The sequence below is a fragment of the Methylobacterium sp. 001424705 genome (assembly GCF_059816145.1).
Genome location: NZ_JCBANU010000026.1, coordinates 1 through 25,365 on the forward strand (window position 1 = coordinate 1; position 25,365 = coordinate 25,365).

At 72.0% G+C, this 25,365-nt stretch carries 20 protein-coding genes, 1 tRNA gene and 1 pseudogene; 12 read left to right on the plus strand and 10 right to left on the minus strand.

The window, feature by feature from the left end; genetic code table 11:
• The first annotated feature begins 343 nt into the window (after positions 1 to 343).
• The 3 genes from AC6EUL_RS18260 to AC6EUL_RS18270 all read left to right on the plus strand — a co-directional run bounded on the left by AC6EUL_RS18260 (position 344) and on the right by AC6EUL_RS18270 (position 1,377).
• The gene (locus AC6EUL_RS18260) at positions 344 to 658 is read left to right on the plus strand and encodes a hypothetical protein (protein WP_499871796.1); all 315 of its coding nucleotides are present in this window, start codon (positions 344 to 346) and stop codon (positions 656 to 658) included.
• A 174-nt stretch (positions 659 to 832) separates the two neighbouring features.
• Positions 833 to 1,009: a hypothetical protein gene (locus AC6EUL_RS18265; RefSeq protein WP_200917502.1), complete on the plus strand. Its 177-nt coding sequence runs from the start codon at positions 833 to 835 to the stop codon at positions 1,007 to 1,009.
• A gap of 164 nt (positions 1,010 to 1,173) precedes the next feature.
• Positions 1,174 to 1,377 carry a hypothetical protein gene (locus tag AC6EUL_RS18270; protein ID WP_055953942.1) on the plus strand — a complete coding sequence of 68 codons (204 nt, stop codon included), beginning with the start codon at positions 1,174 to 1,176 and terminating at the stop codon, positions 1,375 to 1,377.
• 132 nt (positions 1,378 to 1,509) lie between these two features.
• Here AC6EUL_RS18270 and AC6EUL_RS18275 read toward each other — a convergent pair whose 3' ends face one another.
• Positions 1,510 to 1,653 (minus strand): hypothetical protein, encoded by a 144-nt coding sequence (locus tag AC6EUL_RS18275; protein ID WP_200917504.1) that lies wholly within the window; start codon positions 1,651 to 1,653, stop codon positions 1,510 to 1,512.
• Positions 1,654 to 1,770: 117 nt separating this feature from the next.
• The gene (locus tag AC6EUL_RS18280) at positions 1,771 to 2,727 is read right to left on the minus strand and encodes an alpha/beta hydrolase (RefSeq protein ID WP_499871799.1); all 957 of its coding nucleotides are present in this window, start codon (positions 2,725 to 2,727) and stop codon (positions 1,771 to 1,773) included.
• A gap of 97 nt (positions 2,728 to 2,824) precedes the next feature.
• On the opposite strand from AC6EUL_RS18280, the gene AC6EUL_RS18285 reads away from it, so the two are divergent.
• Positions 2,825 to 3,712, plus strand: a complete 888-nt coding sequence (locus AC6EUL_RS18285; RefSeq protein WP_056349697.1) for a LysR family transcriptional regulator — start codon at positions 2,825 to 2,827, stop codon at positions 3,710 to 3,712.
• Between the two features lie 83 nt (positions 3,713 to 3,795).
• Positions 3,796 to 4,710, plus strand: a pseudogene (locus tag AC6EUL_RS18290) (transposase).
• A 43-nt stretch (positions 4,711 to 4,753) separates the two neighbouring features.
• Here AC6EUL_RS18290 and AC6EUL_RS18295 read toward each other — a convergent pair.
• From AC6EUL_RS18295 to AC6EUL_RS18305, 3 genes are all read right to left on the minus strand, one after another.
• A tRNA-Ser gene (locus tag AC6EUL_RS18295) sits at positions 4,754 to 4,843 on the minus strand.
• 481 nt (positions 4,844 to 5,324) lie between these two features.
• On the minus strand, positions 5,325 to 7,466 hold the full coding sequence (mdoH, locus tag AC6EUL_RS18300; protein WP_280136503.1) for a glucans biosynthesis glucosyltransferase MdoH: 2,142 nt from the start codon (positions 7,464 to 7,466) through the stop codon (positions 5,325 to 5,327).
• Positions 7,467 to 7,519: 53 nt separating this feature from the next.
• Positions 7,520 to 9,115: an OpgD/OpgG family glucan biosynthesis protein gene (locus AC6EUL_RS18305; protein ID WP_499871801.1), complete on the minus strand. Its 1,596-nt coding sequence runs from the start codon at positions 9,113 to 9,115 to the stop codon at positions 7,520 to 7,522.
• A 398-nt stretch (positions 9,116 to 9,513) separates the two neighbouring features.
• On the opposite strand from AC6EUL_RS18305, the gene glmU reads away from it, so the two are divergent.
• From glmU to AC6EUL_RS18325, 4 genes are all read left to right on the plus strand, one after another.
• Positions 9,514 to 10,893 (plus strand): bifunctional UDP-N-acetylglucosamine diphosphorylase/glucosamine-1-phosphate N-acetyltransferase GlmU, encoded by a 1,380-nt coding sequence (gene glmU / locus AC6EUL_RS18310; RefSeq protein WP_499871803.1) that lies wholly within the window; start codon positions 9,514 to 9,516, stop codon positions 10,891 to 10,893.
• Positions 10,894 to 11,196: 303 nt separating this feature from the next.
• Positions 11,197 to 13,023 (plus strand): glutamine--fructose-6-phosphate transaminase (isomerizing), encoded by a 1,827-nt coding sequence (glmS, locus tag AC6EUL_RS18315; protein ID WP_056221892.1) that lies wholly within the window; start codon positions 11,197 to 11,199, stop codon positions 13,021 to 13,023.
• A 170-nt stretch (positions 13,024 to 13,193) separates the two neighbouring features.
• Positions 13,194 to 13,433 carry an antitoxin gene (locus AC6EUL_RS18320; RefSeq protein ID WP_056221894.1) on the plus strand — a complete coding sequence of 80 codons (240 nt, stop codon included), beginning with the start codon at positions 13,194 to 13,196 and terminating at the stop codon, positions 13,431 to 13,433.
• Positions 13,430 to 13,867, plus strand: a complete 438-nt coding sequence (locus AC6EUL_RS18325) for a type II toxin-antitoxin system VapC family toxin (RefSeq protein ID WP_056221897.1) — start codon at positions 13,430 to 13,432, stop codon at positions 13,865 to 13,867. The genes AC6EUL_RS18320 and AC6EUL_RS18325 overlap by 4 nt, the downstream gene beginning before the upstream one ends.
• 106 nt (positions 13,868 to 13,973) lie before the next feature.
• On the opposite strand, the gene AC6EUL_RS18330 is transcribed toward AC6EUL_RS18325, so the two are convergent.
• Positions 13,974 to 15,317: a dicarboxylate/amino acid:cation symporter gene (locus AC6EUL_RS18330; protein ID WP_056221902.1), complete on the minus strand. Its 1,344-nt coding sequence runs from the start codon at positions 15,315 to 15,317 to the stop codon at positions 13,974 to 13,976.
• 359 nt (positions 15,318 to 15,676) lie between these two features.
• Between AC6EUL_RS18330 and AC6EUL_RS18335 the strand changes: the two genes are divergently transcribed.
• Positions 15,677 to 17,590 (plus strand): sensor histidine kinase, encoded by a 1,914-nt coding sequence (locus AC6EUL_RS18335; protein WP_499871806.1) that lies wholly within the window; start codon positions 15,677 to 15,679, stop codon positions 17,588 to 17,590.
• Between the two features lie 8 nt (positions 17,591 to 17,598).
• Positions 17,599 to 18,945, plus strand: a complete 1,347-nt coding sequence (locus tag AC6EUL_RS18340; RefSeq protein ID WP_056275093.1) for a sigma-54-dependent transcriptional regulator — start codon at positions 17,599 to 17,601, stop codon at positions 18,943 to 18,945.
• A gap of 48 nt (positions 18,946 to 18,993) precedes the next feature.
• On the opposite strand, the gene AC6EUL_RS18345 is transcribed toward AC6EUL_RS18340, so the two are convergent.
• The 3 genes from AC6EUL_RS18345 to AC6EUL_RS18355 all read right to left on the minus strand — a co-directional run bounded on the left by AC6EUL_RS18345 (position 18,994) and on the right by AC6EUL_RS18355 (position 23,581).
• Positions 18,994 to 19,548, minus strand: a complete 555-nt coding sequence (locus tag AC6EUL_RS18345; RefSeq protein WP_056221905.1) for a PepSY domain-containing protein — start codon at positions 19,546 to 19,548, stop codon at positions 18,994 to 18,996.
• Between the two features lie 96 nt (positions 19,549 to 19,644).
• The gene (locus AC6EUL_RS18350; protein WP_056493522.1) at positions 19,645 to 21,279 is read right to left on the minus strand and encodes a PepSY-associated TM helix domain-containing protein; all 1,635 of its coding nucleotides are present in this window, start codon (positions 21,277 to 21,279) and stop codon (positions 19,645 to 19,647) included.
• 37 nt (positions 21,280 to 21,316) lie between these two features.
• Positions 21,317 to 23,581 carry a TonB-dependent siderophore receptor gene (locus AC6EUL_RS18355; protein WP_244472581.1) on the minus strand — a complete coding sequence of 755 codons (2,265 nt, stop codon included), beginning with the start codon at positions 23,579 to 23,581 and terminating at the stop codon, positions 21,317 to 21,319.
• 561 nt (positions 23,582 to 24,142) lie between these two features.
• Here AC6EUL_RS18355 and AC6EUL_RS18360 point away from each other — a divergent pair.
• Positions 24,143 to 24,889 (plus strand): Crp/Fnr family transcriptional regulator, encoded by a 747-nt coding sequence (locus tag AC6EUL_RS18360; protein WP_056221913.1) that lies wholly within the window; start codon positions 24,143 to 24,145, stop codon positions 24,887 to 24,889.
• A gap of 194 nt (positions 24,890 to 25,083) precedes the next feature.
• On the opposite strand, the gene AC6EUL_RS18365 is transcribed toward AC6EUL_RS18360, so the two are convergent.
• Entirely contained in the window at positions 25,084 to 25,347 is a 264-nt protein-coding gene (locus tag AC6EUL_RS18365) for a hypothetical protein (protein ID WP_056221917.1), read from the minus strand.
• Between the last annotated feature and the right edge of the window lie 18 nt (positions 25,348 to 25,365).

The following is a 25,365-nucleotide window of genomic DNA, read 5'->3' on the forward strand; positions in this document are numbered from 1 at the left end:
CATCGATTGTTCCGGGGCGGGGGCTTGGGTCCGAGGAGCCTTGCGGCCTTCGCCTCTACCACGTCCCGTCCCACCCGGACATGGGCGCCGACGCGCGGCGCACCTCGGCCCGGAGGGGCGTCCAGCGCCCCCGGCGTCGCGACGGGCCTCGCGATCGGTCTCGATGCCACTATCCGCCGACATCTCTTCCTGATCCGCACCGATCTCGACCCGACAACACTTTTGCCATCCTGCTTTTTTGCAATGCACGGGTAATACCGCGGAGCACAAACTAGCCTATTGGTGGAACTTGTACCTTCGCGAACCGTAGGTAGTCTGAACGGGCCCAACCCTCGGGGACGCCATGTTGTACCTGTCCTTCCTTCTCTTGGGCGCCGTGGCCAGCCGCGCGGTCCGGATCTCGGGCCTGCTGGCGATCGTCGCGCTCCTGGCGGTCGCCATCGGACTCGAAGGCGCCCTCAACCAAAGGGACCCGGCCTCCGTGCTGGGCCATGCCGTGCTGATGCTGGCGGCGATGGAAATCTCCTATCTCGCCACATTCTGGCTGTGGGACGCGGCGGCCCGTCCGCGGCCGCACGGGGAGATCGGAAGCGGGGAAGAGCCCGCGACCCCGAGGCCTTTCGGGCCAAGCCTCCCCGGCAAGCCCCGGGAGTTGTGAAGGTCCGCCCCGGACGCGACGGGGACAGGATCCCGCATTCGAACACCGCCGGCGCCGTCGAACGCCGACCGGCCCCGCCGTGATTCGGAAATTTCCTGCGCAACCTCCGCCCATCTTGCAGCATTATGCAGACTCGCCCCAAACGTCCGAACGGGGTCAAACGGAGTGTGACGGATGAGCGCCGGCTATCCACTTCTGATCCTCGCCCTGGGAACCCTCGGCGGCATCGGCTTCCTCGCCCTCGGGGCCCGCAAGCAGGTCGCCGACCTGAAGAACGACCCGAAGCGATCGAGCTTCGTGCGCGATCACGGCGGCACGCCGCGGGAGAACATGCCGGGCACCGAGCACTGACGGGGCGACCGGGACGTCCGCACGCGGCGTCCCGGTCGCCGAGACGGTCCCCGCCTGCCGAGTCGGAACCGGCGCCCGGCCCAGCCGTTGACAGCCAGATTGGAATTGATCTAATTCGTAACTGAGCGCGGCCTTCGCCGCCGCGCAGATCCCAAGGAGCTCCCATGGCCGGCCACGCGCATTGCGACAGCTGCAAGTTCTTCGACGAGCACAAGGTGAACGGCGCCCAGGCGGCCGGCGAAGAGGGCCTGTGCCGCTACAACCCGCCCGTGACCCAGCCCGCCCCCGAGTCGAAGGGCCTCTGGCCGGTGGTCGCCACCAGCGACTGGTGCGGCCACTTCACGCCCGAGATGTCGGCGGCCGAGTAAGCGGCCCGCACCGCATCCCACCAGGGGCCAGCCTTCGGGCTGGCCCTTCTCGTTTCGGCCGCGATCGACGAACGGGTCGGGTCGACCGCCATCCGGACCACGGCGCGCACGGCGCGTCCCGCACCGACGGCCCTACAGGGTATTCCGCTTCAGGTGAGCGGCGACCCGCCCGCCGCTCACCTCGGCATCCGGGTTGCGAACCTCGCGCATCCGCGGAGCGGACCCGGTCGTCAGGTAGACCACCACCGTCAGTGCCAGGAGCACCTTCGCGCCCATCGCCCTTGCCCTCATCGTTAAGAGGGGGTGGATAGGATCGATCCCTTTCGACTTTGTTGCAGTGCGGTGGCTCCTCGCGCCGCCGCGGCGGCTTCGTCGGGTGTGGTGAACAGACCGTCACGGCGTGCCGCGATCCCCCGAACCGGCGCAGGCCGCCGTCACGGCCCGATCCAGGAACGCCGCCGCGGTGGCGATCGCCTCGCGCCCTTCGGCCAGTTCGGCATGGAACATGTGCCAGACGTGGAACATCCCCGGCCAGACCTCCAGCGAGGCGCGGACCCGGTTCTCGCCGAGATGCGCCGCGAGCCGGATGGCGTCGCTCAGCATCAGTTCGCCTTCGCCGATCTGCACCAGGATCGGCGGCAGCCCGCGGACATCGGCGAAGACCGGCGATGCCTCGGGGCTGTTCGGCAGCGCGCCGCCCAGGAAGGTCCTGGCCATCAGGTCGAGGCCGGCCTTGGTGTTCAGCCTGTCGAGGCCCTCGCGATTGGTCATCGACGCGCCGGTGTGCTCGAGGTTCGCCCAGGGCGAGAGCGCCGCACCGCCGGCCGGCAGCGCCACGCCGGCATTGCGCGCCAGGACCATCACCGAGACGACCATCGCCCCGCCGGCCGAATCCCCCGCGAACGTCACCGAGGCCGGGTCCTGCCCCTGGGCGATCAGCCAGCGGTAGGCCGCGAACGTATCCGCGATCGGAACGGGGAACGGATGCTCCGGCGCCAGCCGGTAATCGGGCAGGTAGACGCGCGCCTTCAACGCCCTGGCGAACGCCGCGGCCAGCCCGTGATAGCCGCCCGGCCCGCCGACGATGTACGCCCCGCCGTGGATGTAGAAGAGCACGCGGTCGCCCGCGACCTCCGGCGGGGTGACGAGGGTCGCCGGCACGCCGCCCATGTCGACCTGTTCGATCCGCATGTCGGCCGGCGTCGGATGCTCGGCCATCGTGCGGACGTACGACCGCCGGATGTCGTCGATCGTCACGGACGCGGTCTCGCCGCGGAGGACGGGGGCGAGGTCCCGCAGGCTCGCGGCCCATCGGTCGAGGCGATGAATCACGGTGGGGTTGAAGGTCATGGCGCTGGCTCCCGATGGCGTTGATCCGTTCACGTCCCCGATATAGTCCGGTGATTGGCGACGGGACGTCGACACTGCGAAGGAGCGACGGCGCCGCATGGCACCGGGCAACATCAACGACATCGTCGCCTTCGTCGCGGCCGCCGAGGCGGGCAGCTTCGTCGGCGCGGCGCGGGCGCGCGCGATGACGCGGTCGGGCATCGCCAAGAGCGTCGCCCGCCTCGAGGATCGCCTCGGCGTCCGCCTGTTCCACCGGACGACGCGCAGCCTGGGGCTGACCGACGACGGCCGCGTGTTCCTCGATCGCTGCACGCCGATCCTGGCCGACCTCGAAGCGGCGGAGTCGTCGATGTCCGATGGCGGCGGGGAGCCGCAGGGTCTGTTCCGCATGACCGCGCCGATGACGTTCGGACGCGTCGTGATCCTGCCGCTGCTCAACGATTTCCTGGCCCGCTGGCCCCGGCTGAAGGCCGAGGCGAGCTTCACCGACCGGATCGGCGACCTCATCGAGGACGGGATCGACCTGGCGATTCGGATCGGCGAGCCCCGCGAGACCAGCCGCCTCATCACCCGAACCCTGACCCAGCAGCACGATCGGGTCGTCGCGAGTCCTGCCTATCTGTCCACGCATCCGGCGCCGCGGCATCCCGACGATCTGGCGGGGCACGACTGCCTGAATTACGTCGGCGCCGGGCAGAGGCGCCCGTGGCGCTTCACCGTCGAGGGCAGGACCGTCGCCGTCACCCCCCGCGCCCGCCTGTCGCTCGACAGCGGCGAAGCGCTCCGCGACGCGGCGGTCTCCGGGGCGGGGCTGGCGTTCCTGCCCGGCTATGTCGTCGAACGGGATCTCGCCGAAGGACGGCTCGTCGCGCTGTTGACGGACCATGGCGCCCCGCCGGTGCCGATCAGCCTCATCTATCCCAGCCGCCGCCATCTCGCGCCGAAGGTCCGGCGCTTCATCGATCTGCTGGTCCGGGCCGTCTGATGCCCATCGGTACGGCTGAGGACGCACGGGTTCTACGCGCGCGCGTCGGGCGTGATCCGATGCGGCGAGCCAGGAGGTTTGCCCTGTCGAAGGCCGTGGACCTGCGCGCGGACTGGTGCCGATGCCCGACGACGCCGGGCGCGGACGAGCCGCGATGCCGGTCAGAGCCGGCGCCTTCGAGCGCGGGCCGCGATCGACGAGGGCGAAAGCCGCACCCGGGCTTGCGCGGATCGGCGCGGTCGGCCTGCAGAGGGTGCGCGACTGGGGGCTGGCCTTCGACACGGCTGGGCCGGACGGTTTGCTCGAGCGCAGGAGCCCCGGCCTACGGTTCACGCGCGACGATGCGCGGCGACACGCCCTGGCGGCTGTCATCGAGGAAGGGCCGAACCTGCAGCCGCACGGCGTGGTGCGCTGGCGGCGGAAAGACTCGGCCGCCTGGCTGTTCGAGCGCTTTGGGATCAGCCTCGACGAGAAGAGCGTCGGTCGAACTCCGGTGGCAGGACGAGGCCCGCCTCGGCCAGAAGAACCCGGCACCGCGGCGCTGGGCACGCCAGGGCAGCCGGCCCGCAGCTCCGAAGGATCGGCGCACGGCTTCCGCCGGCATCTTCGGGGCGGTCTGCCCAGCGAAAGGCGAGGGCGCCAGCCTCGTCCTGTTCCGCTGCGCCAGGCCGGCCATGACCGCGCATCGGGCCGAGATCCGTCGCGCCGTCGATCCCGGCGCTCACGCTGTCCCGATCCTTGAGGGAACCGGCCGGCACGTCGCCGCCGACCTCGTGGCGCCCGACACCATCGCCTTGCCGACGTTGCCGTCTCATGCCCCCGAACTCGACCCGGTCGAGAAGGTCTGGCAGGTCCTGCGCGAGAACCGGCTCGGCGACAGGGTCTTCGCCTCCTGCGAGGACATCCCCGATCACAGCTGCGAGGCTTGGAACAAGCTGATCGCACAGCCCTGGACGATCCGGTCTCCCGGACTGCGCCAATGGGCCTATCGGTCATGAACCACGCCGATTGGTCTCGGTCGAGTGCATCGAATGGATACTTTGGCGGAAGGGGTGGGATTCGAACCCACGGTAGACTTGCGCCTACGGCGGTTTTCAAGACCGCTGCCTTAAACCACTCGGCCACCCTTCCAAGCCCATGCGGGAGCGAGAGACTTCGCCGCCGCGGAAGCACCGGGCCCGGACCCGCCGCTCCTGTTCGCCCTCGTTCGAACCGGCGATCCTGTCTATGGCTGCCCGCGGGGCGGCGTCAACCGTCGCCGCGGGGCCCGCCCTTGCGCCGCCCGGTGGAGCGGGATGGCGCAAGCCCGGTCGCCCGGTCGCCCGGTCGCCCGGTCGCCCGAGGGCTTCGGCGCGATCGGCGCGTCGCCCGTCCGCCCCGCCGCCATCGTCCACGCCCGAAAAACCCGCCGCGGCTGGGCCGGGCGGGTGAAGGTGTTCCTCGGTGTTCCTGGGTGGAACGCCGTATCCTGCCACTTGGTATTCCAGCAGCAAAGGCGTGGGGGCCGGCCCCGGTGACGAGAGGCCGGGATTGAAACGGGAAACCCCGTCCGGGCCCGGCGGCGGCGCGTCACCGCCGGCGCTGCGGTGCGGTCAGGCCGGACGGCGCGGGCTCAGGGTGCCAGGCGGGTGAGGCGGTCGAGGAGGGCGCGGTCGTGCAGGAGGGCCATGCGCTCCTTCGGCGTCAGCCAGGCCCGGGCCTCGGCGATGCCCTCCGCCTCCACCACCTTGGCCTGGGCCAGCGCCCGGTCGGGGTCGATGACCCCGCGCGGGCGGGGGGCGGTCTCGGGCAGCATCGCCGCGTGGGCCGCGGCGAGGTCCGCATCGGCGTGGAGGGCACTGAGCGCATCCGCGTCGTCGAGGCCCGCCTCGGCGTTGCGCCGGCTCAGGGCCCCGGCCTGCACGGCGATGGCGGGGGGGTCACGCTCCTCCGGGGTCATCAGCAGGCCGAGGCGCCGCAGGGCCAGCCCGAGGCCGAGCTGGCCGCTCGCCCAGGAGATGGGAATCGCCAGGACGAGGCCCAGGATGGTGGGCGACATCCACAGGAACAGCGAGGTGGCGATGGCGAAGGCCGCCACCCCCGTGACCAGGCCGAGCGCCATGTGCCAGCGGTGGCGGCGCACGATGTCGGACCAGGGGATCGAGCCGTCGTCGCGCCGCTGCGGGTTCCAGCCGGTGTCGCGCCCGAGCAGGATCTGGAACACCGAGCCCGACTGGATCAGCATCGCGATCGGGGCGATCAGGGCCGAGAGCAGGATCTCGATCAGGCTCGACAGCACGAGGCGGACCGCGCCGCCGCAGGCCCGGCGCACGGGTCCGTCGATCAGCGCGAGGCCCAGTCCCAGAAACTTCGGCGCCAGCAGGATGCCCATGGTCAGGCCGAAGAGCTGGAGCGCGCGCACGGGATCGAAGCGCGGCCAGACCGGGTAGAGGCCGAACTCGGAGGTGAAGTATTCCGGCCGCACATAGGCGGTCTGGAGCACCAGGGCGATACCGACCACGAGCTGGGCCAGCCACAGGGGCGAGGCGACGTAGCCGGCGATGCCGGTGGCGAAGTGCTGGCGGGAGGCGAGGGCCAGCCCCGCCGTGCCGATGATGCGGCTGTGCTGGAGGTTCCCTTGCGCCCAGCGCCGGTCGCGCACCGCCACGTCGATGAGCGAGGGCGGGCTCTCCTCGTAGGAGCCGGGCAGCGCCGGCAGCATGGTCACGCTCCAGCCGGCCCGCCGGATCAGGGCCGCCTCCACGAAGTCGTGGCTGAGCACGTGCCCGCCGAAGGGCGGCTTGCCCTTCAGGTCGGGCAGGCCGCAGGCCGCCGCGAAGGCGCGGGTGCGGATGATGGCGTTGTGGCCCCAGTAGTTGCCGTCGCGGCCCGACCAGACGGAGAGGCCCGTGGCGATCACCGGCCCGTAGATCCGCGCGGCGAATTGCTGGACCCGGGCGAACAGGGTGTTGCGGTTGATGATGAGCGGCAGCGACTGGATGATGCCGGCATCCGGGTCCGCCTCCATGGCGGCGGCCAGATGCACCACGCAGGAGCCGGTCATCAGGCTGTCGGCGTCGAGGACCAGCATGTGGTCGTAGGCGCCCCCCCAGCGGGAGACGAAGTCACCGATGTTGCCGGCCTTGCGGTGGTGGTTCTTGGCGCGATGGCGGTAGTACAGCCGCGCCCGTGCGCCGCCCCAGCGGGCCCGGAGCTCGAGGAAGGCGCGCTCCTCGGCGATCCAGGCGTCGCCCTGGGTCGAATCCGACAGGACGAAGTAGTCGAAGGCCTCGCCCAGGCCCGTGGCGTCGATCTCGGCGCGCATCGCCTCGATGGCCGCGAAGGTGCGCGCGGTGGCCTCGTTGTAGACCGGCATCACCACCGCGGTGCGGGTGGCCAGACGCGCCGGCAGGGCCGGGGTCGTTCCGCGGCGCAGAAGGACGAGGAAGCCCAGGATCGCGCCGGTGAAGGCCAGCGCGATCCAGGAGAAGTTCAGGGTGAAGAGGGCGAGCAGCACGTATTGCAGCGCCGTGGTGCCGCCCGAGACCGCCACCACCTCGTACATCTGCATCGCGCCGTAGGCGGTGAGCAGCGCCGCCCCGCCGAAGACGAAGGCGCGGGCGAGCCAGGGCTGGGCGTGGCGCGCGGCCGGGCGGTGGCCGTCGGCCGGGTCCCAATGCTCCAGGTCCTGCACGGGCATCGGCAGCGGCGCCTCGGGGGGCATCGCGGCGGCGAAGGGCCGGGGGGCCGGACGGGCCGCGGCGGCCGGATCCACGGGACGGGCCGCGGCGGCCGGAGCCGCCGCGTCGGGGGAGAGGGGGGATGCGGTCACGGGGTCCAACGGTAGAGCCAGGTTTCGGTGAGGGGGATGCCGCCGCGCTGCAGGTTGAGCCGCAGCTCGCAGGACTTCTCGCCCTTCGGGTCGAGCTCGAAGGCCACCCGCAGGGTGTCGCGCTCGGGGTAGCGGTAGAGGGTGCTCGACGGGATCGCCCCGGAGGCCGCGCCGAGCTGGGTCTGGAGGTCCCCGGGGGCGGCGATGCCCGCGCCGGTGAAGTCCACCAGGAACAGGCGGCGGTTGTCGCCGCCGCGCCCGCTGCGCGTGCCCGAGACCAGGGCGACCTTCGGCGGCTCGGGGGGCTGCCAGCACCAGTGCTGGCGGTAGCTGAAGGGCATCTCGGCCCCGGCCGCCAGGGTCGCCTTGGGGCGCCAATAGGCGAGCACGTTCTCGTTGAACTCGGAATCGCTCGGGATCTCCAGCAGGGTCACCGCCCCCGGGCCCCAGGCGCCGAGGGGCTCGAGCCAGAGGGAGGGGCGCCATTCCCAGTGCTGCACGTCGTCCTGGAAGGCGGCGTAGTCCCGCGCCCGCTGCATCAGGCCGAAGCCCTTCGGGTTCTCGTCGAGGAAGGAGGAGATCTGCAGGGTCTGGGGATTGCGCACCGGGCGCCAGATCGCCTCGCCGGCGCCGGTGCGGATCTGCAGGCCGCCGCTGGCGGAGGCGCCCGCGCGGGCGTCGTCCGCCCCGCGCCGGTCGTGGGGGCCGAACAGGTAGCTCGTGGTCATGCCGCCGAGGCCCAGATGGTCGATGGCCGCGCGGGCGAAGACCGTGCCCTCGACGTCGCAGAGGGAGGCGTCGCCGGGGCGCAGGCTCATGCGCAGGGCCGCCGCGGCGGAGGGCGAATCCACCAGGGCGTGCAGGACGAGGGGGCCGCCGGGGCCGGGCCGCTCGATCCAGATCGCACGGAATTCGGGGAATTCCTCGCCCTTCGCGTCGGCCGGGCGCAGGGTCAGGGCCCGGGCCGTGACGCCGAAGCCCTGGCCGGTGGCCAGGAGGCGGAAGAACGACGCCCCCTGGACCATCGCGAAGTCGCTGAGCTCCCCGCCGCGGAAGCGGGCGCGGATGCGGAAGCCCGAATAGCCGGGGTCGTCCTTGAAGGCCGGGAGGGCGACGCCCTCCGTCTCGAACCGGGCCGGATCGTAGGGCAGGGCGCGCACGGTGCCCTCCTCCACCAGGGCCAGCGCCACGCGGGAGCGGAAGACCGAGCCGCGATGCAGGGGCTCCAGGGTGAAGCCCAAGCCCGCCTCGGCCCAGACCGCGCTGCCGGGCCGGGTGCGGATGGCGGCGTACTGCTCGCGGTTGAGGCCCGTCAGGGCGTCCGGCAGGTCGTCGATGCGGGGGGCCGCGTAGGGGCGCCTGGCCAGGGCCCGGGCGAGATCGGTGACGAGGCCCGGCTGGAACGGCGTGCCGTCGGCGGGCAGGGCGGGGGCCTCGTCGGCGGCGGCGGCGGCCCCCGGCAGGGCCGCGAGACCGCCGGCAAGCGTCGCGAGGCCGGCCTGCCGGAGTACGGTGCGGCGGCTCGGGCCGGTGCAGCGGGTCGGGCCGCTGGCGGACGGGGCGTCGAGGAAATCCGGGTTCGGCGGCGTCATCAGGTCCGTGGGGTCGGCGGGGGCGCGCGGAGAAAGGCGAGGGCGTCGATGTGGGAGGCTCGCGGAGGTCGAGCGTCGGTCGTGTCTACCATGCCGGGCCCTGAACCGGGGGTTAAGCCCTCCCGAACCGCGCCGGTCAACGCCGAAGGGCGCGTTTCCGTTCGGTCCGGGCCGGGCCAAACCTTGCCCGACAGGTCCTGTGACCCGACCGATACTGCCGGAGACCCTGCACGAGGTCCGGACCGATGAAGCCCATGCCGTTCGAGCCCGGACTTGAAACAGCCCCATCGGCGCTTTAGCCCGCGCAAGAGCACCCGCAAGAGCACCAGCTTGACCCGGGCACCAGCTTGACCCGAGCGACAGCGCGACCCGCGGCGGAACCCTCGATGACGGATCAGATGACCAGGAACGCAGACCGCAGCCTCACCGCCATCGTGCTCGCCGCCGGCAAGGGCACGCGGATGCGCTCGGACCTGCCGAAGGTGCTGCACCGGGTCGCCGGCCGGACCCTGCTCGGGCACGTGCTGGCCGCCGCGCAGGGGGCCGGGGCGACCCGCATCGCCGTGGTGGCGGAGCCGGGCCAGGACGCGGTCGCCCGCGAGATCGCCGCCCTGGCGCCCGGCGCGGCGGTCTACCCCCAGGCCGAGCGCCTCGGCACCGCGCACGCGGTGCTGGCCGCCCGTGCCGCCCTGGAGGCGGGCGACGACGACGTGGTGATCGCCTTCGGCGACACGCCGCTGATCACCGCCGACACCCTCGCGCGCCTGCGCGCGCCCCTGGCGCAGGGCGCGGCCGTGGCGGTGCTGGCCTTCGAGAGCCCGAATCCCACCGGCTACGGCCGGGTGCTGACGGAGGGGGACCGCGTCCTGGCGATCCGCGAGGAGAAGGACGCGAGCGCGGCCGAGCGCGCCGTCACCCTGTGCAATGCCGGCCTGATGGCCCTGTCGGCCCCCCATGCGCTGCCCCTCCTCACCCGCATCGGCAACGCCAACGCGGCGGGCGAATACTACCTGCCCGACGCCGTCGCCCTGGCGGTGGCGGACGGCCTGCCCGTCGCGGTGGTGCCGGTGTCGGAGGCCGAGGCGCAGGGGGTCAACGACCGGATCCAGCTCTCCGTGGCCGAGGCCGAGATCCAGGGGCGCCTGCGCCGGGCGGCCATGGCGGCGGGGGCGACCCTGATCGCGCCGGAGACGGTTTTCTTCAGCATCGACACGGTGTTGGGACGGGACGTTGTGGTGGAACCTCACGTGGTGTTCGGGCCTCATGTGACGGTGGGCGAGGCCTGCGTGGTGCACAGCTTCTCGCATCTGGAGGGCGCCACGCTTGAGTCCGGCGTCCAGATCGGCCCCTATGCCCGCCTGCGCCCGGGGGCGGTGCTGGAGACCGGCGCCCGCATCGGCAACTTCGTCGAGGTGAAGAACGCCCGGATGGGCGCCGGCGCCAAGGCGAACCACCTGACCTACGTGGGCGACGCCGAGGTCGGGGCGGGGGCCAATCTCGGGGCCGGCACCATCACCTGCAACTACGACGGGGTGAACAAGCACCGGACGCAGATCGGGGCGGGGGCCTTCATCGGCTCGAACACCGCCCTGGTGGCGCCCGTCCGCGTCGGCGCGGGCGCCATCGTGGGCGCCGGCTCGGTGATCGCCGGGGACGTGCCGGACGACGCCCTGGCGGTGTCGCGCGGTCGCCAGCGCAACCTGGCCGGCTGGGCGCCGGGCAAGCGCGCGGCCCTGCAGGCGGAGAAGGCGGCGCGGGCCACGAAACCGAAGCCGTGAGGCCGACGCGGGCGTGTGCTGAAAGCCCGCGTTCAGGATTGTCGGCGCAGGCTCCGAAGCGGGCTTGGCTGGCCGAAGCGGGCTTGGCTGACCGAAGCGGGCTTGGCTGACCGAAGCGGGCTTGGCTGACCGAAGCGGGCTTGGCTGACCGAAGCGGGCTTGGCCGGCTCCGAAGCAGGCTTGGCGGCCGCCGAGTCACGCGGCTGGCGCGCCCCTGTCCCGATCCGGTACAAGCCCGGACGCATGCGACCGCGTCCGGGCCTCGCGCCGGGCATCTGAGAAACACCTGAGAGACCCAGACCCATGTGCGGAATCGTTGGCATCGTCGGACGGGACGCCGTGGCCGGGCAGCTGGTGGAAGCCCTGCGCCGGCTCGAATATCGCGGCTACGACTCGGCCGGCATCGCCACCCTGACGGAGGGGCACCTGGAGCGCCGGCGCGCCGAGGGCAAGCTCGCCAACCTGGAGATGCGCCTGCGCGACGCGCCGCTCGGCGGCAGCCTCGGCATCGGCCACACCCGCTGGGCCACCCACGGGCGGCCCAACGAGACCAACGCCCATCCGCACGCCACGACGCGCGTCGCCGTCGTGCACAACGGCATCATCGAGAATTTTCGCGCGCTGAAGGCCGAGCTGCAGGGCCAGGGCGTGCGCTTCGAGAGCGAGACCGACACCGAGGTGGTGGCCCAGCTCGTCAGCCACGCGATGGAGGGGGGCCTGGGGCCGGTCGAGGCGGTGGCGGCCTGCCTGCCGCGCCTGCACGGGGCCTTCGCCCTGGGCTTCATCTTCACCGGCCACGACGACCTCCTCATCGGCGCCCGCCACGGGGCGCCGCTGGCCATCGGGTTCGGCGAGGGCGAGACCTATCTCGGCTCGGACGCCCTGGCGCTGGCGCCCTTCACCCAGGAGATCACCTATCTCGACGAGGGCGACTGGGCGATCCTGTCGCGCGCGGGCGCCGAGATCCGCGACCCGGACGGACGGCCCGTCACCCGCGAGCGCCAGCGCATCGTCGCCCAGGCCTATCGGGTGGAGAAGGGCAACCACCGCCACTTCATGGCCAAGGAGATCCACGAGCAGCCCGAGGTGGTGGGCCGGACGCTGGCCCATTACGTCGACCTCGCCAACGGCCGCGTGGCCCTGCCCGAACCCCTGCCCTTCGACTTCGCCGCGCTCTCGCGGATCTCGATCACCGCCTGCGGCACCGCCTACTATGCCGGCCTCGTGGCCAAGTACTGGTTCGAGAGCCTGGCGCGCCTGCCCGTCGAGATCGACGTCGCCTCGGAGGCGCGCTACCGCGAGCCGCCGCTGGACCGGGACGGGCTCACCCTCGTGATCTCGCAATCGGGCGAGACCGCCGACACCCTGGCCTCCCTGCGCTACGCCAAGGGGCAGGGCCAGCACACCCTGGCGGTGGTCAACGTGCCGACCTCCACCATCGCCCGGGAGGCCTCCGCAACCGTGCCGACCCTGGCCGGGCCGGAGATCGGCGTCGCCTCCACCAAGGCGTTCTCGTGCCAGCTCACCGTGCTGCTGTGCCTCGCCATTGCGGCGGGGCGGGCCCGCGGCGCCCTGAGCGCCGAGGCGGAGCGCCGCCTCGTCGACGCGCTGATCACCGTGCCGGGCCTGATGGCCGACGCGACCAAGCTGGAGGGCGAAATCGAGCTGCTGGCCCGCGAGGTCGCCAAGGCCCGAGACGTGCTCTACCTGGGGCGCGGCACCAGCTACCCGATGGCGCTGGAAGGCGCCCTGAAGCTCAAGGAAATCAGCTACATCCACGCGGAAGGTTATGCGGCGGGTGAACTCAAGCACGGCCCCATCGCCCTCATCGACGAGAGCGTGCCGGTGATCGTGATCGCGCCCCACGACGCGATCTTCGAGAAGACGGTGTCGAACATGCAGGAGGTGGCCGCCCGCGGCGGGCGCATCATCCTGATCGGCGACGCCAAGGGCGCGGCCGCGGCCGGCCTCGACACCATGGCCACCGTGACGATGCCCGACCTCGACCCGGTGGTGGCCCCCATCGTCTACGCGGTGCCGATCCAGCTGATCGCCTACCACACCGCCGTCTTCATGGGCAAAGACGTCGACCAGCCGCGCAACCTCGCCAAATCCGTCACGGTGGAATAGGTCCGTGATGGGGGAGGCGGGTGCGGGCCGGCCCTTCGGAACCGCGACGGGCACGGCGGACCGAAGACCGCCAGTGGCCAGCCCCCTGCCACGGGCCTATGCTCGCCGGCACAGGCCCCTGCGACGGTCCACCGGGATGTTCCTGCAAGGGATCGTCATGGGAGGGTTTCATGGACGGAAAGACGGCGAGCCTGTTCCGGAGCGGCCGCAATCAGGCGCTGCGCATTCCGCGCGGGTTCGAGCTTCCCGGCACGAGCGCGCGCATCCGCCGGCTGCCGAACGGCAATCTCGAGATCGAGCCTCTGGGTGAGATCGGGCTGCTGGCCGCCTTCAAGGATGAGCCACCTCTGCCGCCGGACGATGCGATGGACCCGATCCCGGATCGTCCCGCAGAGCCCGTGGAGCGATGAGCGAGCGCTACCTGCTTGACACCAACATCCTCTCCGAGATCATCCGGGCGGGCAGAGACAGCGCCGTCCTGGGCATGATCGCCCGGGTCGGCCAGGACACCATCTGCACGAGCGCGATCGTGGCGAGCGAGATGCGCTACGGCGTCGAGCGCAAGGGCTCGACGCTCCTGCGTGACAAGGTGGAGCGTGCCCTGCGCAACATCGAGATCGTCCCCTACGCCTCCGACTGCGCGCACGCCTACGGCACCATCCGAGCGACGCTGGAGCGCGAGGGCAGGACGATCGGCGCCATGGACATGCTGATCGCCGCCCATGCCCTCGCGCTGAATCGAACCCTGGTGACGGACAATCTGCGCGAATTCGAACGCGTCGCCGACCTGCGCGTGGTCAACTGGCTCGACCCGGCCTCGCGGGAAGGCGGTCCCGCCGTGTAGGGACGCCAGCCGTCGCGGATCCTGTCCACGGTGCCAGGCCCTGATCGGTCCGACGCTCGACCTGACGAAGGAGGACCGGGCGCCGCGCGCCCGGTCCCGTGTCGCCTCACTCGGCCGGCTGCAGGGCCGGGAGCTCCGAGTCGAGGGGCATCGGGTTGCCGCCGAGCGCCGCCGCGAGCTTGACGTCGTCGACCTCGCCCTCCCAGCGGGCGACCACGATGCAGGCCACCGCGTTGCCGATGAAGTTGGTGAGCGCGCGGCACTCGGACATGAAGCGGTCGACGCCGAGGATCAGCGCCATGCCGACGACCGGCACCGAGGGCACCACCGCGAGGGTCGCCGCCAGGGTGATGAACCCCGAGCCGGTGACGCCGGCCGCGCCCTTGGAGGACAGCATCGCCACGAGGAGCAGGAGGCCCTGCTCGCCGTAGGTGAGGGGCGTGTCCGTGGCCTGCGCGATGAACAGCGCCGCCATCGTCATGTAGATGTTGGTGCCGTCGAGGTTGAACGAGTAGCCGGTGGGGACCACGAGGCCGACCACGGGCTTCGAGCAGCCGGCGCGCTCCATCTTCTCGAGGAGCGAGGGCAGGGCGGACTCGGAGGACGAGGTGCCGAGCACCAGCATCAGCTCTTCCTTGATGTAGCGGATGAGCTTGAGGATCGAGAAGCCGTTGTAGCGAGCGACGAGGCCCAGCACGCCGAGGACGAAGATCGCCGAGGTCAGGTAGAAGGCGCCGACCAGGTAGGCGAGGTTGGCGAGCGAGGCGATGCCGTACTTGCCGATGGTGAAGGCCATGGCGCCGAAGGCGCCGATGGGGGCGACCTTCATGATGATGTTGACGACGCCGAAGATGGCTTCCGACAGCACCTTGATGATGTCGAGGACCGGCTTGCCGCGGTCGCCCAGGAAGGCGAGCCCGAAGCCGAACAGCACCGAGAAGAACAGCACCTGGAGGATCTCGCCGCCCGAGAACGCCCCCACCGCCGTGGTCGGGATGATGTTCATCAGGAAGTCGGTGATCGTCTGCGTCTTGGCCTTGTCGGCGTACATCGCGATCGACTTCGGATCGAGCGACTTCGGATCGATGTGCATGCCCGCGCCCGGCTGGACGAGGTTCGCCACGATCAGGCCGACGATCAGCGCCAGGGTCGAGAAGGTGATGAAGTAGATCAGCGCCTTGCCGCCGACGCGGCCGACCTTCTCCAGGTTGGTCATGCCGGCGATGCCGGACACCACGGTGAGGAAGATCACCGGCGCGATGATCATCTTGACGAGCTTGATGAAGGCGTCGCCGAGCGGCTTCATGTCCGCGCCGACCTGCGGGTAGAAGTGACCGAGGGCGATGCCGATCGCCACGGCGACCAGCACCTGGAAATACAGGGTCCGGTAGATCGGCTTGGGCTGGGGCGGCGCGTGGGGCGCGGTGAGGGGCGATGGTACAGCGGCCATGATGGCGTTCTCCCGGTGGGTCTCTCGAACGATGCCGGCGCGGCTCGGGGACGGCGTCCCGCGTCCGCGCTCTCTTGCTCTTGCGCCGAGGGGTCCGGCCTCCCCCGGCCGCGCCCCGGAGGGGTGCGGCGGCGGGGGCGGCAGCCCTGCGGCGGACAGTCCTGCGGTCGACGCAGGGCTGCATTACCCCTCCGGAATGGCAACCGGCATGCCAGAGCGAGTGCCGGCGAAACGTTTCGTTAAGCCCCTGAAATCGGGATCGTTTTCACGATGAGTCCGCGGCGCGCGCAGGATCGCTTTGCGAAAACCCGGACGCGGCGGCGAAATCCTTTCCGGGAAATCGCAGGGGTCCGACCGGCATGAGGCCCCGCGCCCAGCCGGCCCGATCCCGGCCGGAGGAGGGGCGCGGCGCGCCCCGGGCCCCCGCGTCGCAGGGGCCGAGCCGGCGCAGCCTCGTCCTGCTGGCGAGCGTCGCCGCGATCCTGCTCGCGGCCTGGCTCGCCGGGGGGATCGCCGAGCGCTGGGCCCTGGCCGATTTGCGCCGCACGGCCGCGGCGACGCTGGGGCTGCAGGTCGGCGTCCTGGCGGCCGAGATGCAGAAGCAGACCTCCCTGCCCCTGGCCCTGGCGGCGGATCCGGAGATCGCCGCCGCCGCGCAGGCCGCGCCCCCGGCGGACCTGATCGAGCGCGTGAACCGGCGCCTCGCAGAGGTCGCCGCCGCGACGGACTCGGCGGTGATCTACGTCATCCGGCCGGACGGCGTCACGGCCGCGGCCAGCAATGCGGGGAGCCGGGGCAGCTTCCTCGGCCGGGACTACGCCTTCCGGCCCTATTTCCGGCAGGCGATGCAGGAGGGGTCCGGCTCGCAGTTCGCCCTCGGCACCGTGAGCGGCCGCGCCGGCCTCTACCTGTCCCGGCGGATCGGCGCCGCCGGCGGCGTCGTGGTGGTCAAGATCGAGTTCAACGGCGTCGAGGCGGCCTGGCGCGCGGCGGGGGACGGGGTGTTCGTCGCGGATGCGCGCGGCATCGTCCTCGTGGCGAGCGAGCCGGCCTGGCGCTTCACCACCCTGCGCCGGATCGACGAGGCCGAGCGGCGGCGCATCCGCGAGGCCCTGGAATTCGGCGACGCGCCCCTCGACGACATGCCGCTCTATCCCGTCGCCGGCACGGAGGATCTCGTGCGCGTCGGCCAGGGCGCGCGCCCGGCCTGGGCCGCCCTGCGGCTGGACGCCCCGATCCCCGGGACCGCCTGGCGGCTCACCGCCCTGACGCCCCTGGGCCGCACCGTGGAGCGCGAGCGGGTCCAGGCCTGGATCATCGCCGCCCTGGTCACGGGCCTCGCCTGCCTCGGCCTCACCGCGCTGGCGGGCCGGGGCCGGCGCAACCGCGCGCGCCTCGCCCGCGCCTCGGCCCAGCGGGACGCCCTCGAGACCCGCGTCCGGGAGCGGACCCTGGAGCTCACCGACGCCAACCGGATGCTGCGCCTCGAGATCGAGGAGCGGCAGCGGGCGGAGGCCGAGCGCGAGCGCCTGGGGCGCGAGCTCGCCCAGGCGGGGCGCCTGGCCGCCCTCGGGCAGTTCGCCGCCAGCATGGCCCACGAGATCAACCAGCCGCTGGCCGCCATCCGCTCCTACGCCGACAACGCCGCCATCCTGGTCCGGCGCGGCCGGACGGAGGAGGCGGCCGAGAATGCCTTCGCCATCGGGCGCCTCACCGACCGCATCGGCGGCCTCACCCGCCAGCTCAAGGGCTTCGCCCGGCGCTCCTCCGCCAGGCGGGAGCCCGTGGCCCTGTCCGAGATCCTGCACAACAGCCTGGAGCTGGTGGAGGCCCGCGCCTCGGCCGCCCGCATCCCCCTGGTGGTGGAGGGCGCGCGCCCCGGCCTGCAGGTGCTCGGCGACGGGCCGCGCCTCGAACAGGTCGTGGTGAACCTGCTCCAGAACGCCCTCGATGCCGTCCAGGGCCGGACCGACCCGCGCGTCGGCGTGCAGGTCGCCGAGGAGGCGCCGGACCGCGTGGTGGTCGCGGTCCGCGACAACGGGCCCGGCATCCCCGAGGCGGTGCGGGCGCAGATCTTCGACGCCTTCTTCACCACCAAGTCGGACGGGCTCGGGCTCGGGCTCGCCATCGCCCGCGGAATCGTCGAGGATTGCGGCGGCAGCCTCGCCGTCCAGGGCGATCCGGCGGGCGGCACGATCTTCCGCATGGCCCTGGTGAAGGCCGCGGCACAGGGGGGGACCGGGGTGGCCGGACCGGCGGAGGCGACGACGTGAGCGAGACCATGGCGGGGGCGGCCTCGGCGGAGCGGGTCGTCTTCATCGACGACGAGGCGGAGGTCTGCCGGGCCAACCGCCAGAGCCTGGAGCTCGACGGGTTCACGGTGGAGACCTTCGGGGCCGCCGGGCCGGCCCTGACCGCGATCCTGGCCGATCCCCCCGGCCTCGTCATCACCGACGTGCGCCTGCCCGACCTCGACGGGGTGGCGCTGTTCGCCCGCCTGCGCGCCCTCGACCCGGAGCTGCCCGTCATCCTGATCACCGGCCACGGCGACATCCGCATGGCGGTGGGGGCGATGCGCGACGGCGCCTACGACTTCCTGGCCAAGCCCTACCCGGCCGAGGCGCTGCTGGCCTCGGCCCGGCGCGCCCTGGAGCGCCGCCGCCTGGTCCTGGAGAACCGCCAGCTGCGGGCGCGCCTCGACGCCGCCCTGGAGGAGGATCCGGCCTTCCTCGGGGTCTCGCCCGGCATCGTGCGCCTGCGCCAGCTCGTGCGCGAGGTGGCCCAGGCCGACGTCGACGTCCTCGTGTTCGGCGAGACCGGCGCCGGCAAGGAGGTGGTGGCGAGCGCCCTGCACCGCTGGGGCCGGCGGGCCAAGCGCAACTTCGTGGCGATGAATTGCGGGGCGCTGCCCGACAGCGTCGCCGAGAGCGAATTGTTCGGCCACGAGGCCGGGGCCTTCACGGGCGCCCTGAAGCGCCGGGTCGGCCGGATCGAGCACGCCCAGGGGGGCACGCTCTTCCTCGACGAGATCGAGAGCATGCCGCTCAACCTGCAGGTGAAGATGCTGCGCGTGCTGCAGGAGCGCCGGGTCGAGCCGCTCGGCGGCAACGAGTCCCTGGCCGTCGACATGCGGGTGGTGGCCGCCACCAAGGTCGATCTCGGCCAGGCCGCGGCCCAGGGCACCTTCCGGGACGACCTCTACCACCGGCTCAACGTGATCACGATCGCGATCCCGCCCCTGCGGGACCGGCGCGAGGACGTGATCCTGCTCTTCCAAGAGTTTCTGCGGCGGGCGGCCGCCCGCTTCGGCCGCGCGGTCCCGGCGATCACCGGACCGGTGCTCGACCACCTGCGCCGGCACGACTGGCCCGGCAACGTGCGCGAACTCGGGCACTTCGCCGAGCGCTACGCCCTGGGGCTCGCCGACCTGGAGCGCTCGGCCCCGGAGGCCGTCACCGCCGGCACCCTCGCGGATCAGGTCGACCGCTTCGAGCGCGGCCTGATCCGCGAGGAGCTGATCATGGCCGGGGGCGACGTCCGGCTGGCGGCGGAATCCCTGGGAACGCCGCGCAAGACCCTCTACGACAAGATCGCCCGCCACGGGCTCACGCCGACCGACTACCGCTGACGGCCCCGGTCGGGGAGGCCGGCCCTGGGGCCGGCCGCCCGCTTCAGATCAGTCGACGACCTTGCCGTCGGGGCCGACCTTGACCTTCTGCTCGCGGTCGGGGAGCGCCACCTTGATGTCGTACTGCACCGAGGCGCCCTCGCGCTCGACCTCGGCCTCGTAGGCCTTGCCGCCGCCGGCCTTCTGCTCGGCGATCTTCAGGGCGTCCTTGAGCGAGGTGGTGGCCTTCTGGAAGTCGGCCGGCTTCAGGCGGGTGAAGTAGCGCTCGATCGGCTGGTTCTCGGTCTTGTACAGGGCGCCGTCATCGGCGTTGATGCCGTACTCCACCAGCTTGCCGTCGGGGTAGACGACCTTGATGCTGTAGTGGTTCGGGTTCTTGCCGTCGGCCTTCTCGAAGTCGGCGTCGATGGCGCGGCCCTTCTCGCCCTGCTGCTCGGCGGTGGTCAGCGCCTGGGCGAGGGTGACCTTGCTGACGGCGGCGCGCTGGTACTCCTTCAGGTCCTTGTCCGTGTTGGCGTCCATCTTGGCGGCGGGGGTCTGGGCCAGCACGAGGCCGGAGCTCAGGGCGAGGAATCCGGCGGCGGCGGCGAGGCGGTACATCATGGCGGGTCGTCCCGTTTCGGGTTCGTTGAAGGACCCTGGAAACGGGCACCGGCCCGTTTGGTTGCCCCGCGTCGATCCGGTTGCCGCCGCCGGACCTCAGCGGGCCGACGGGCCCGTCGGGGCGAGGCCGCCGAGATGCGCGCGGTGCGGCGGGGAGGCGGACGCGGCGGGGGTCGATCCTGCCGCGCCGGACGCGGCGGCCGCCCGGGCCGCCTGCCGCGGCCCGGCGTAGCGGGCGAGCTTGCGCGCCGCGCCGGCGAACAGGCCCGCCAGGGCCAGCAGCGTCGCGTCGAACCAAACGAAGCGCGCCTGCCCGGCGAGGAGCCCGGCCCAGCCGTGATCGACCAGGGCGAGGTCGGCGGCCACCACCGCGAGATAGAGGCCGGCGGTCGCGGTCAGCGCCGCGCCCCAGGCCCGGCGCCCCGGCCCGGCGAGGGCCGCCAGGGTGACGAGGCCCCAGGTGGCGAAGAAGGCGGCGATCTCCCCGTCGCTCCGCCCCGGCAGGCCGAGAGGCAGCAGGCGGTTGGCGAGGAAGTAGGCCGCGATTCCCGCCGGCAGCCCGGCGACGGCGCCGATGTTGAGGGCCTGGACCAGGCGCAGGCCAGGCAAGCCCCGTTCGCCGGCCTTGGGCAGGCGCGCCACCGCCCACAGCACGAGGCCGGTGGCCACCATGGCGGAGCCCATCAGGCCGCAGACGAAGAACAGGATGCGCAGGGCCGGCCCGGCGAAATGCGCCTCGTGCAGGCCGACCAGGGTGGTGAAGGTCCGGGTCGCCGGCTTGAGGCCGCCCTGCCGGACCTCGCGCACCGCGCCGGTCACCCCGTCGAAGGCGACCTGCGGGTGCTCGTGCGAGAGCCCGTGCGGCTCCTCGAACACCGCCGTCACCACGGCGTTCGCGTCCCGCGGATTGGTGATCGCCAGCCGCTCCAGGGGCTCGGGCACCGTCGCCATGGCCGCGCGCACCATCGGGCCGATGGGCGCCAGGGTGCCGGGCTGCCCGGCGGGGGGGCGCGGCGCCGGGATCTGGCCGCTCTCGGCGAAGAAAGTCTGGGCCTCGCCCCTGTAGGCCGTGGTGATGCCCCAGGGCATGTACATCACGCTCAAGGTGACGATGCCCGTGTAGGTGATCATCAGGTGGAAGGGCAGGGCGAGGACGCCGGTGACGTTGTGGGCGTCGAGCCAGCCGCGCTGGGCCGACTTGTCCCGCCGCAGCGTGAAGAAGTCCGCGAAGATGCGCCGGTGCGTGATCACGCCGGAGATCAGCGCGACGAGCATGATCATGGCGCAGAGGCCGACGATCCAGCGGCCCCAGAGGGGCGGCATGTGCAGCTCGAAGTGGAAGCGGTAGAGGAAGTCGCCGCCCTTCGTGTCGCGGATCACCGCCGGCGCCCCCGTCGCCGGGTCGAGGCGGGCCTGCCCCGGCGGGGTGCCCGGCCTCGTCCGCCAGAACAGGTCGACGACCGGGCTGTCGGGGGTCGGCAGGCCGATGAACCAGCTCCGCGCCCCGCCCGCATGGGCGGTGAGGTGGGCGACGCCGAACTCGGCCGCCCGCACCTGGGCGTCGGGGCTGAGCGATTCGACCTGGCGGAGCTCGGGCCGCATCCAGCGCGAGATGTCCGTCCGGTAGTAGCTCGCCGTGCCGGTGACGAAGACCGCCAGCAGGACCCAGCCCACGACGAGGCCGGACCAGGTGTGGAGCCAGGCCATCGCCTGGCGGAAGCTCGTTCCCATGCATCCTCCGGGGGGGCGGGCCTGGCGAGGGTACGCGTTACCAGCGGTAGCGCAGGGTGGCGTAGACGGTGCGGGGCAGGCCGTAGAAGCAGCTCGAGTAGCTGAAGCAGCCCGTGACATAGCGCTCGTCGAGGAGGTTCTGGGCGTTGACCTGCATCGTGAAGCCGTTGAGCGTCGCGTCGAGGTTCTTCAGGTCGTAGGTGAGCACGGCATCCACGAGGACGCTTTCCGGCACCTTGAAGGAATTGGCCGGGTCGCCCCAGGAGGAGCCGAGATAGCGCACGCCGCCGCCGAGGCCGAGCCCGAGCAGGGGGCCGCTGGTGAAGCGGTAGTCGACGAACAGCGAGGCGGTGGTGTCCGGGATCTGGACCGGGACCCGGCCCCGGAGCGGCACCTGCTGGTTGGTGACCTGGTTGAGGGTCGTGGTGATGTCGGAGACGGTGCGGGCGTCGATGACCGAGACGCCGCCGATGACGTTCAGCCCCTCGGCCAGGTTGGCCCGCGCCTCGAACTCCAGGCCCTGCACCCCCACGGCCCCGGTCTGCACCACGAAGTTCCGGTTGACCGGATCGGCGTTGGTCGCGTTCGAGCGGCGGATGTCGAAGGCGGCGGCGGTGAGCAGGATGTCGGTGCCGGGCGGCTGGTATTTGATGCCGGCCTCGAACTGGTCGCTGGTGATCGGATCGGGGATGCGGCCGACCGAGCCGAAATTCGCGTCGAAGATCCGCCCGGCGGTGATGGGCTCGAAGGCCTCGCTGTAGGAGACGTAGGGCGCGACGCCGTTGTCGAAGCGGTAGAGCAGGCTCGCCCGGCCGGTGAAGGCCTCGGAGGGCACGTCCTGGTTGGTCACGACGTTGGTCGTGAGGCTCCGGGTCGGGCCGAAATTGCTGGCCCAGTCGTAGCGGCCGCCCAGGGTGAGGACGAGGCGGTCGAACTTGATCTGGTCCTGGACGTAGAGGCCGGTCTGCTCCGACGTGATCCGCGCATCCGTGGTGAAGGGCGGCGTCGGGATGGTCATGGCGTAGTCGGGCGCCAGCACGTTCAGGCTGGGGGCCGCCGGGAAGGCCGTCGACAGGGTGCGGGTCTCGAACCTCCGGTAGTCCACGCCGACGAGGGCGGTGTGCGCGAAGAGGCCGGTGTCGAACTTGCCCACGAGGTTGTTGTCGATGGTGTAGGCATCGATTCCGACCCGGGTGGCGATGCGCGAGCGGTCGATGAGCGGCCCGCTGCTGAAGGGGCCGGTATTCTCGCTGAAGGCACTGTAGACGCTGCGGTAATCGCCCTCGGTGCGCAGGTAGCGCGCCGCCGAGTGGACGTGCAGCGCCTCGTTGATGTCGTGGTCGAAGATGTAGCTGATCGAGGCCTGGGTCCGGTCCGAGCGCTCGAAGTTGCGGTCGCCGTCGTAGAAGTCCACCGGCAGGCGGCCGGTGACGCCGCCGCCGAAGTTGCGCGGGAACACCGTGCCCACGGCGGGGAAGCCGCCGTAGAAGCCCGAGAACGGATCGCGCTGGTAGTTGCCGATGAGGGTGAGCGAGGTGTCGGCGGAGGGCCGCCAGGTGACGCTCGGGTTGATGAGCACGCGCTCGACCTCCGTCGTCACCGCCGGGCCGTCGCCCTTCCAGCCGAGGCCGATCACCCGGTAGGCGAACTGGTCGGCCAGCGGCCCCGCCGCGGACGGGATCGGGCCGCCGATGTCGAAGCCGCCGCGGACCTCGCTGAAGCCGCCGCCCTGGACGAAGATCTCGCCGTGCTGGACGAAGCGCGGCATCTTGGACACGAAGTTGACGATGCCGCCGGGGCCCGACTGCCCGTAGAGCACCGAGGCCGGGCCCTTGATGACGTCGATGCGCTCCACCCGGAACGGGTCGATGCTCGCCGAGGCGTCGCGGCTGCCCGGCAGGGCGAGGCCGTCGAGGAAGAGCGGCGCGGTGAAGCCGCGGATGTAGAACTGCTCCAGGCGGGTGGCGCCGGCGCCGCCCCGCTGCTCGGTGGTCACGCTCGGCGAATAGCGCAGGGCCTGGTTGATGGTGAGCGCGTTCTGGTCCTCGATCTGCTGGCGGCCGATCACCGAGATCGACTGCGCCGTCTCCAGGATCGGGGTGTCGGTCTTGGTGGCCACCCGACTCTGGGTGGCGACGTAGCCGGGCACCGGGCCGACCGCGCCGCCGGGCTGGCTGCCCGAGGCGTTCCGGCCCGCGCCGGCGCCCTCCACCGAGAGGGTGTCGAGGGTCACCGCGTCGGTGGCGTTCTGCGCCTGCGCATCCCGGAGCGCGAACCCGACCGCAGCAACGCCGGACAGCAGCGTGACCAAGAGACAGCGATGGGCTGCTCTGGCGACGGGACGGGCACGCTCATGCGACGCAAAGCAGTTCACAGCCAAAGACCATTCCAGGGTGAGTACGAAGGCGCTACCGCAGACGTGAATTGACTTACTTTCGGAAGCACCAAAACGTCTTGGCAGGATTCCCAATTCATCTGCAAGAGATATGTTTTTTACTTATTCCAGATTGGAACTGAGATGAGCAGACCGCGCGGACACCACCCTTAATCCCGCCCTCTGCGAAAAAACCCGCGCCGCGACCCAAAGCGCACAGCCGGCGGAGGGGGCGTCGATCCGGGGACCCCGGACGGGCCGCGCTCCGGCGGCGCGGGCCGGGAGCGGTTTGTCCCCGAGGATCTCCGGGGAAGATCCCGAACGTCGGTCCACGCACCGAAACAGGATGTCCGACGTCTGCCGAGAGACCATGCAGACCCGCACGGATACTTGAAACGCGCGCCCACAACTCCATCTCAGAACCGTCGGTCGCATCCCGCCGCGGGCGGTCGGGAGACCGCGCGCTCTTGCCGTCCTGGGAGGAGCGCCATGCCGGATCCGTCACAGCCGAGGTCTTCGCCACCCGATCCGGTCCGGCAGGCCACGGTGCGGAACCGGCTCCTGCGGGCGATGGGGCCGGAGGATTTCGCGCGGCTCGCGCCGCACCTGGAGCCGATGGCGGGCGCGCTCCGCCAGCTGCTGATCCGACCCAACCAGCCGGTCGAGCGGCTGTACTTTCCCGAGAGCGGATTCGTCTCGATCGTCACCGAGGCCTCGGCCGGCCGGGTCGAGATCGGCCTCGTGGGCCGGGAGGGCCTCGTGGGCGCCACGCCGATCCTGCTCGACAGCGATCGGACGCCCCACCACGCCTTCGTGCAGAGCGCCGGCCGCCTGCTCGCCATCGACGCCCCGGCGCTCCTGGCGGCCGTCGGGCAGAGCCCGTCCCTGCGCCATCTGCTGCTGCGCTTCGTCCAGGTGCAGATCGTCCACCTGGGCAAGACCGCCTTCGCCAACGCCACCTTCACCCTGGAGGTGCGCCTGGCCGCCTGCCTGCTGATGTGCCACGACCGGATCGACGGCGACGACATCGCCATCACGCACGCGTTCCTGGCCCTGATGCTGGGGGTGCGACGCTCCGGGACGACCCTCGCGGTGCAGAACCTCGAGGGCCAGAACCTGATCCGGGCGCGGCGCGGGCGCATCACCATCCTCGACCGCCCGGCGCTGCGGGCCCTGGCCGACGGAAGCTACGGCACCGCCGAGGCCGAGTACGCCCGGCTGATCGGCGGGGCCTGATCCCCGCCGGGGGCCAATCCCCGCCAGGGGCCAATCCCCGCCAGGGGCCAATCCCCGCCAGGGGCCAATCCCCGCCAGGGGCGGCGGAGCGGAGGCCGCCCCGGCCCGCGCCGACCGGGCGCGCGCCCGGCAGGTCCTCGCCACCATCCTGGGCGGCTGAGAACGTTCGCGGCCGAGAACGCGTGCGGCTCGGCTCAGCCCCGGTCGGGCCGGGCCTCCCAGATCGCGGCCTCGACGAAGGGGCGCTTCAGCTGCGGGCCGGCGCCGCTGCGCAGGACGAAGTCGTTGGCGCCGGGATGGCGGCGGATGGCCTTGCCGAGGTTCAGCCGGTAGCCCGCCCCGAAGACGAAGGGCGGCGCCATCGGGTCGGCCATGTAGGCGTTCACGGCCGCCGTCACCTCGGTCGCGGGAATGAGGCCCAGGTCGCACAGGGCGCGAATCGTCAGCTTCTCGGTCATGCGCTCTTCCATAGGCGC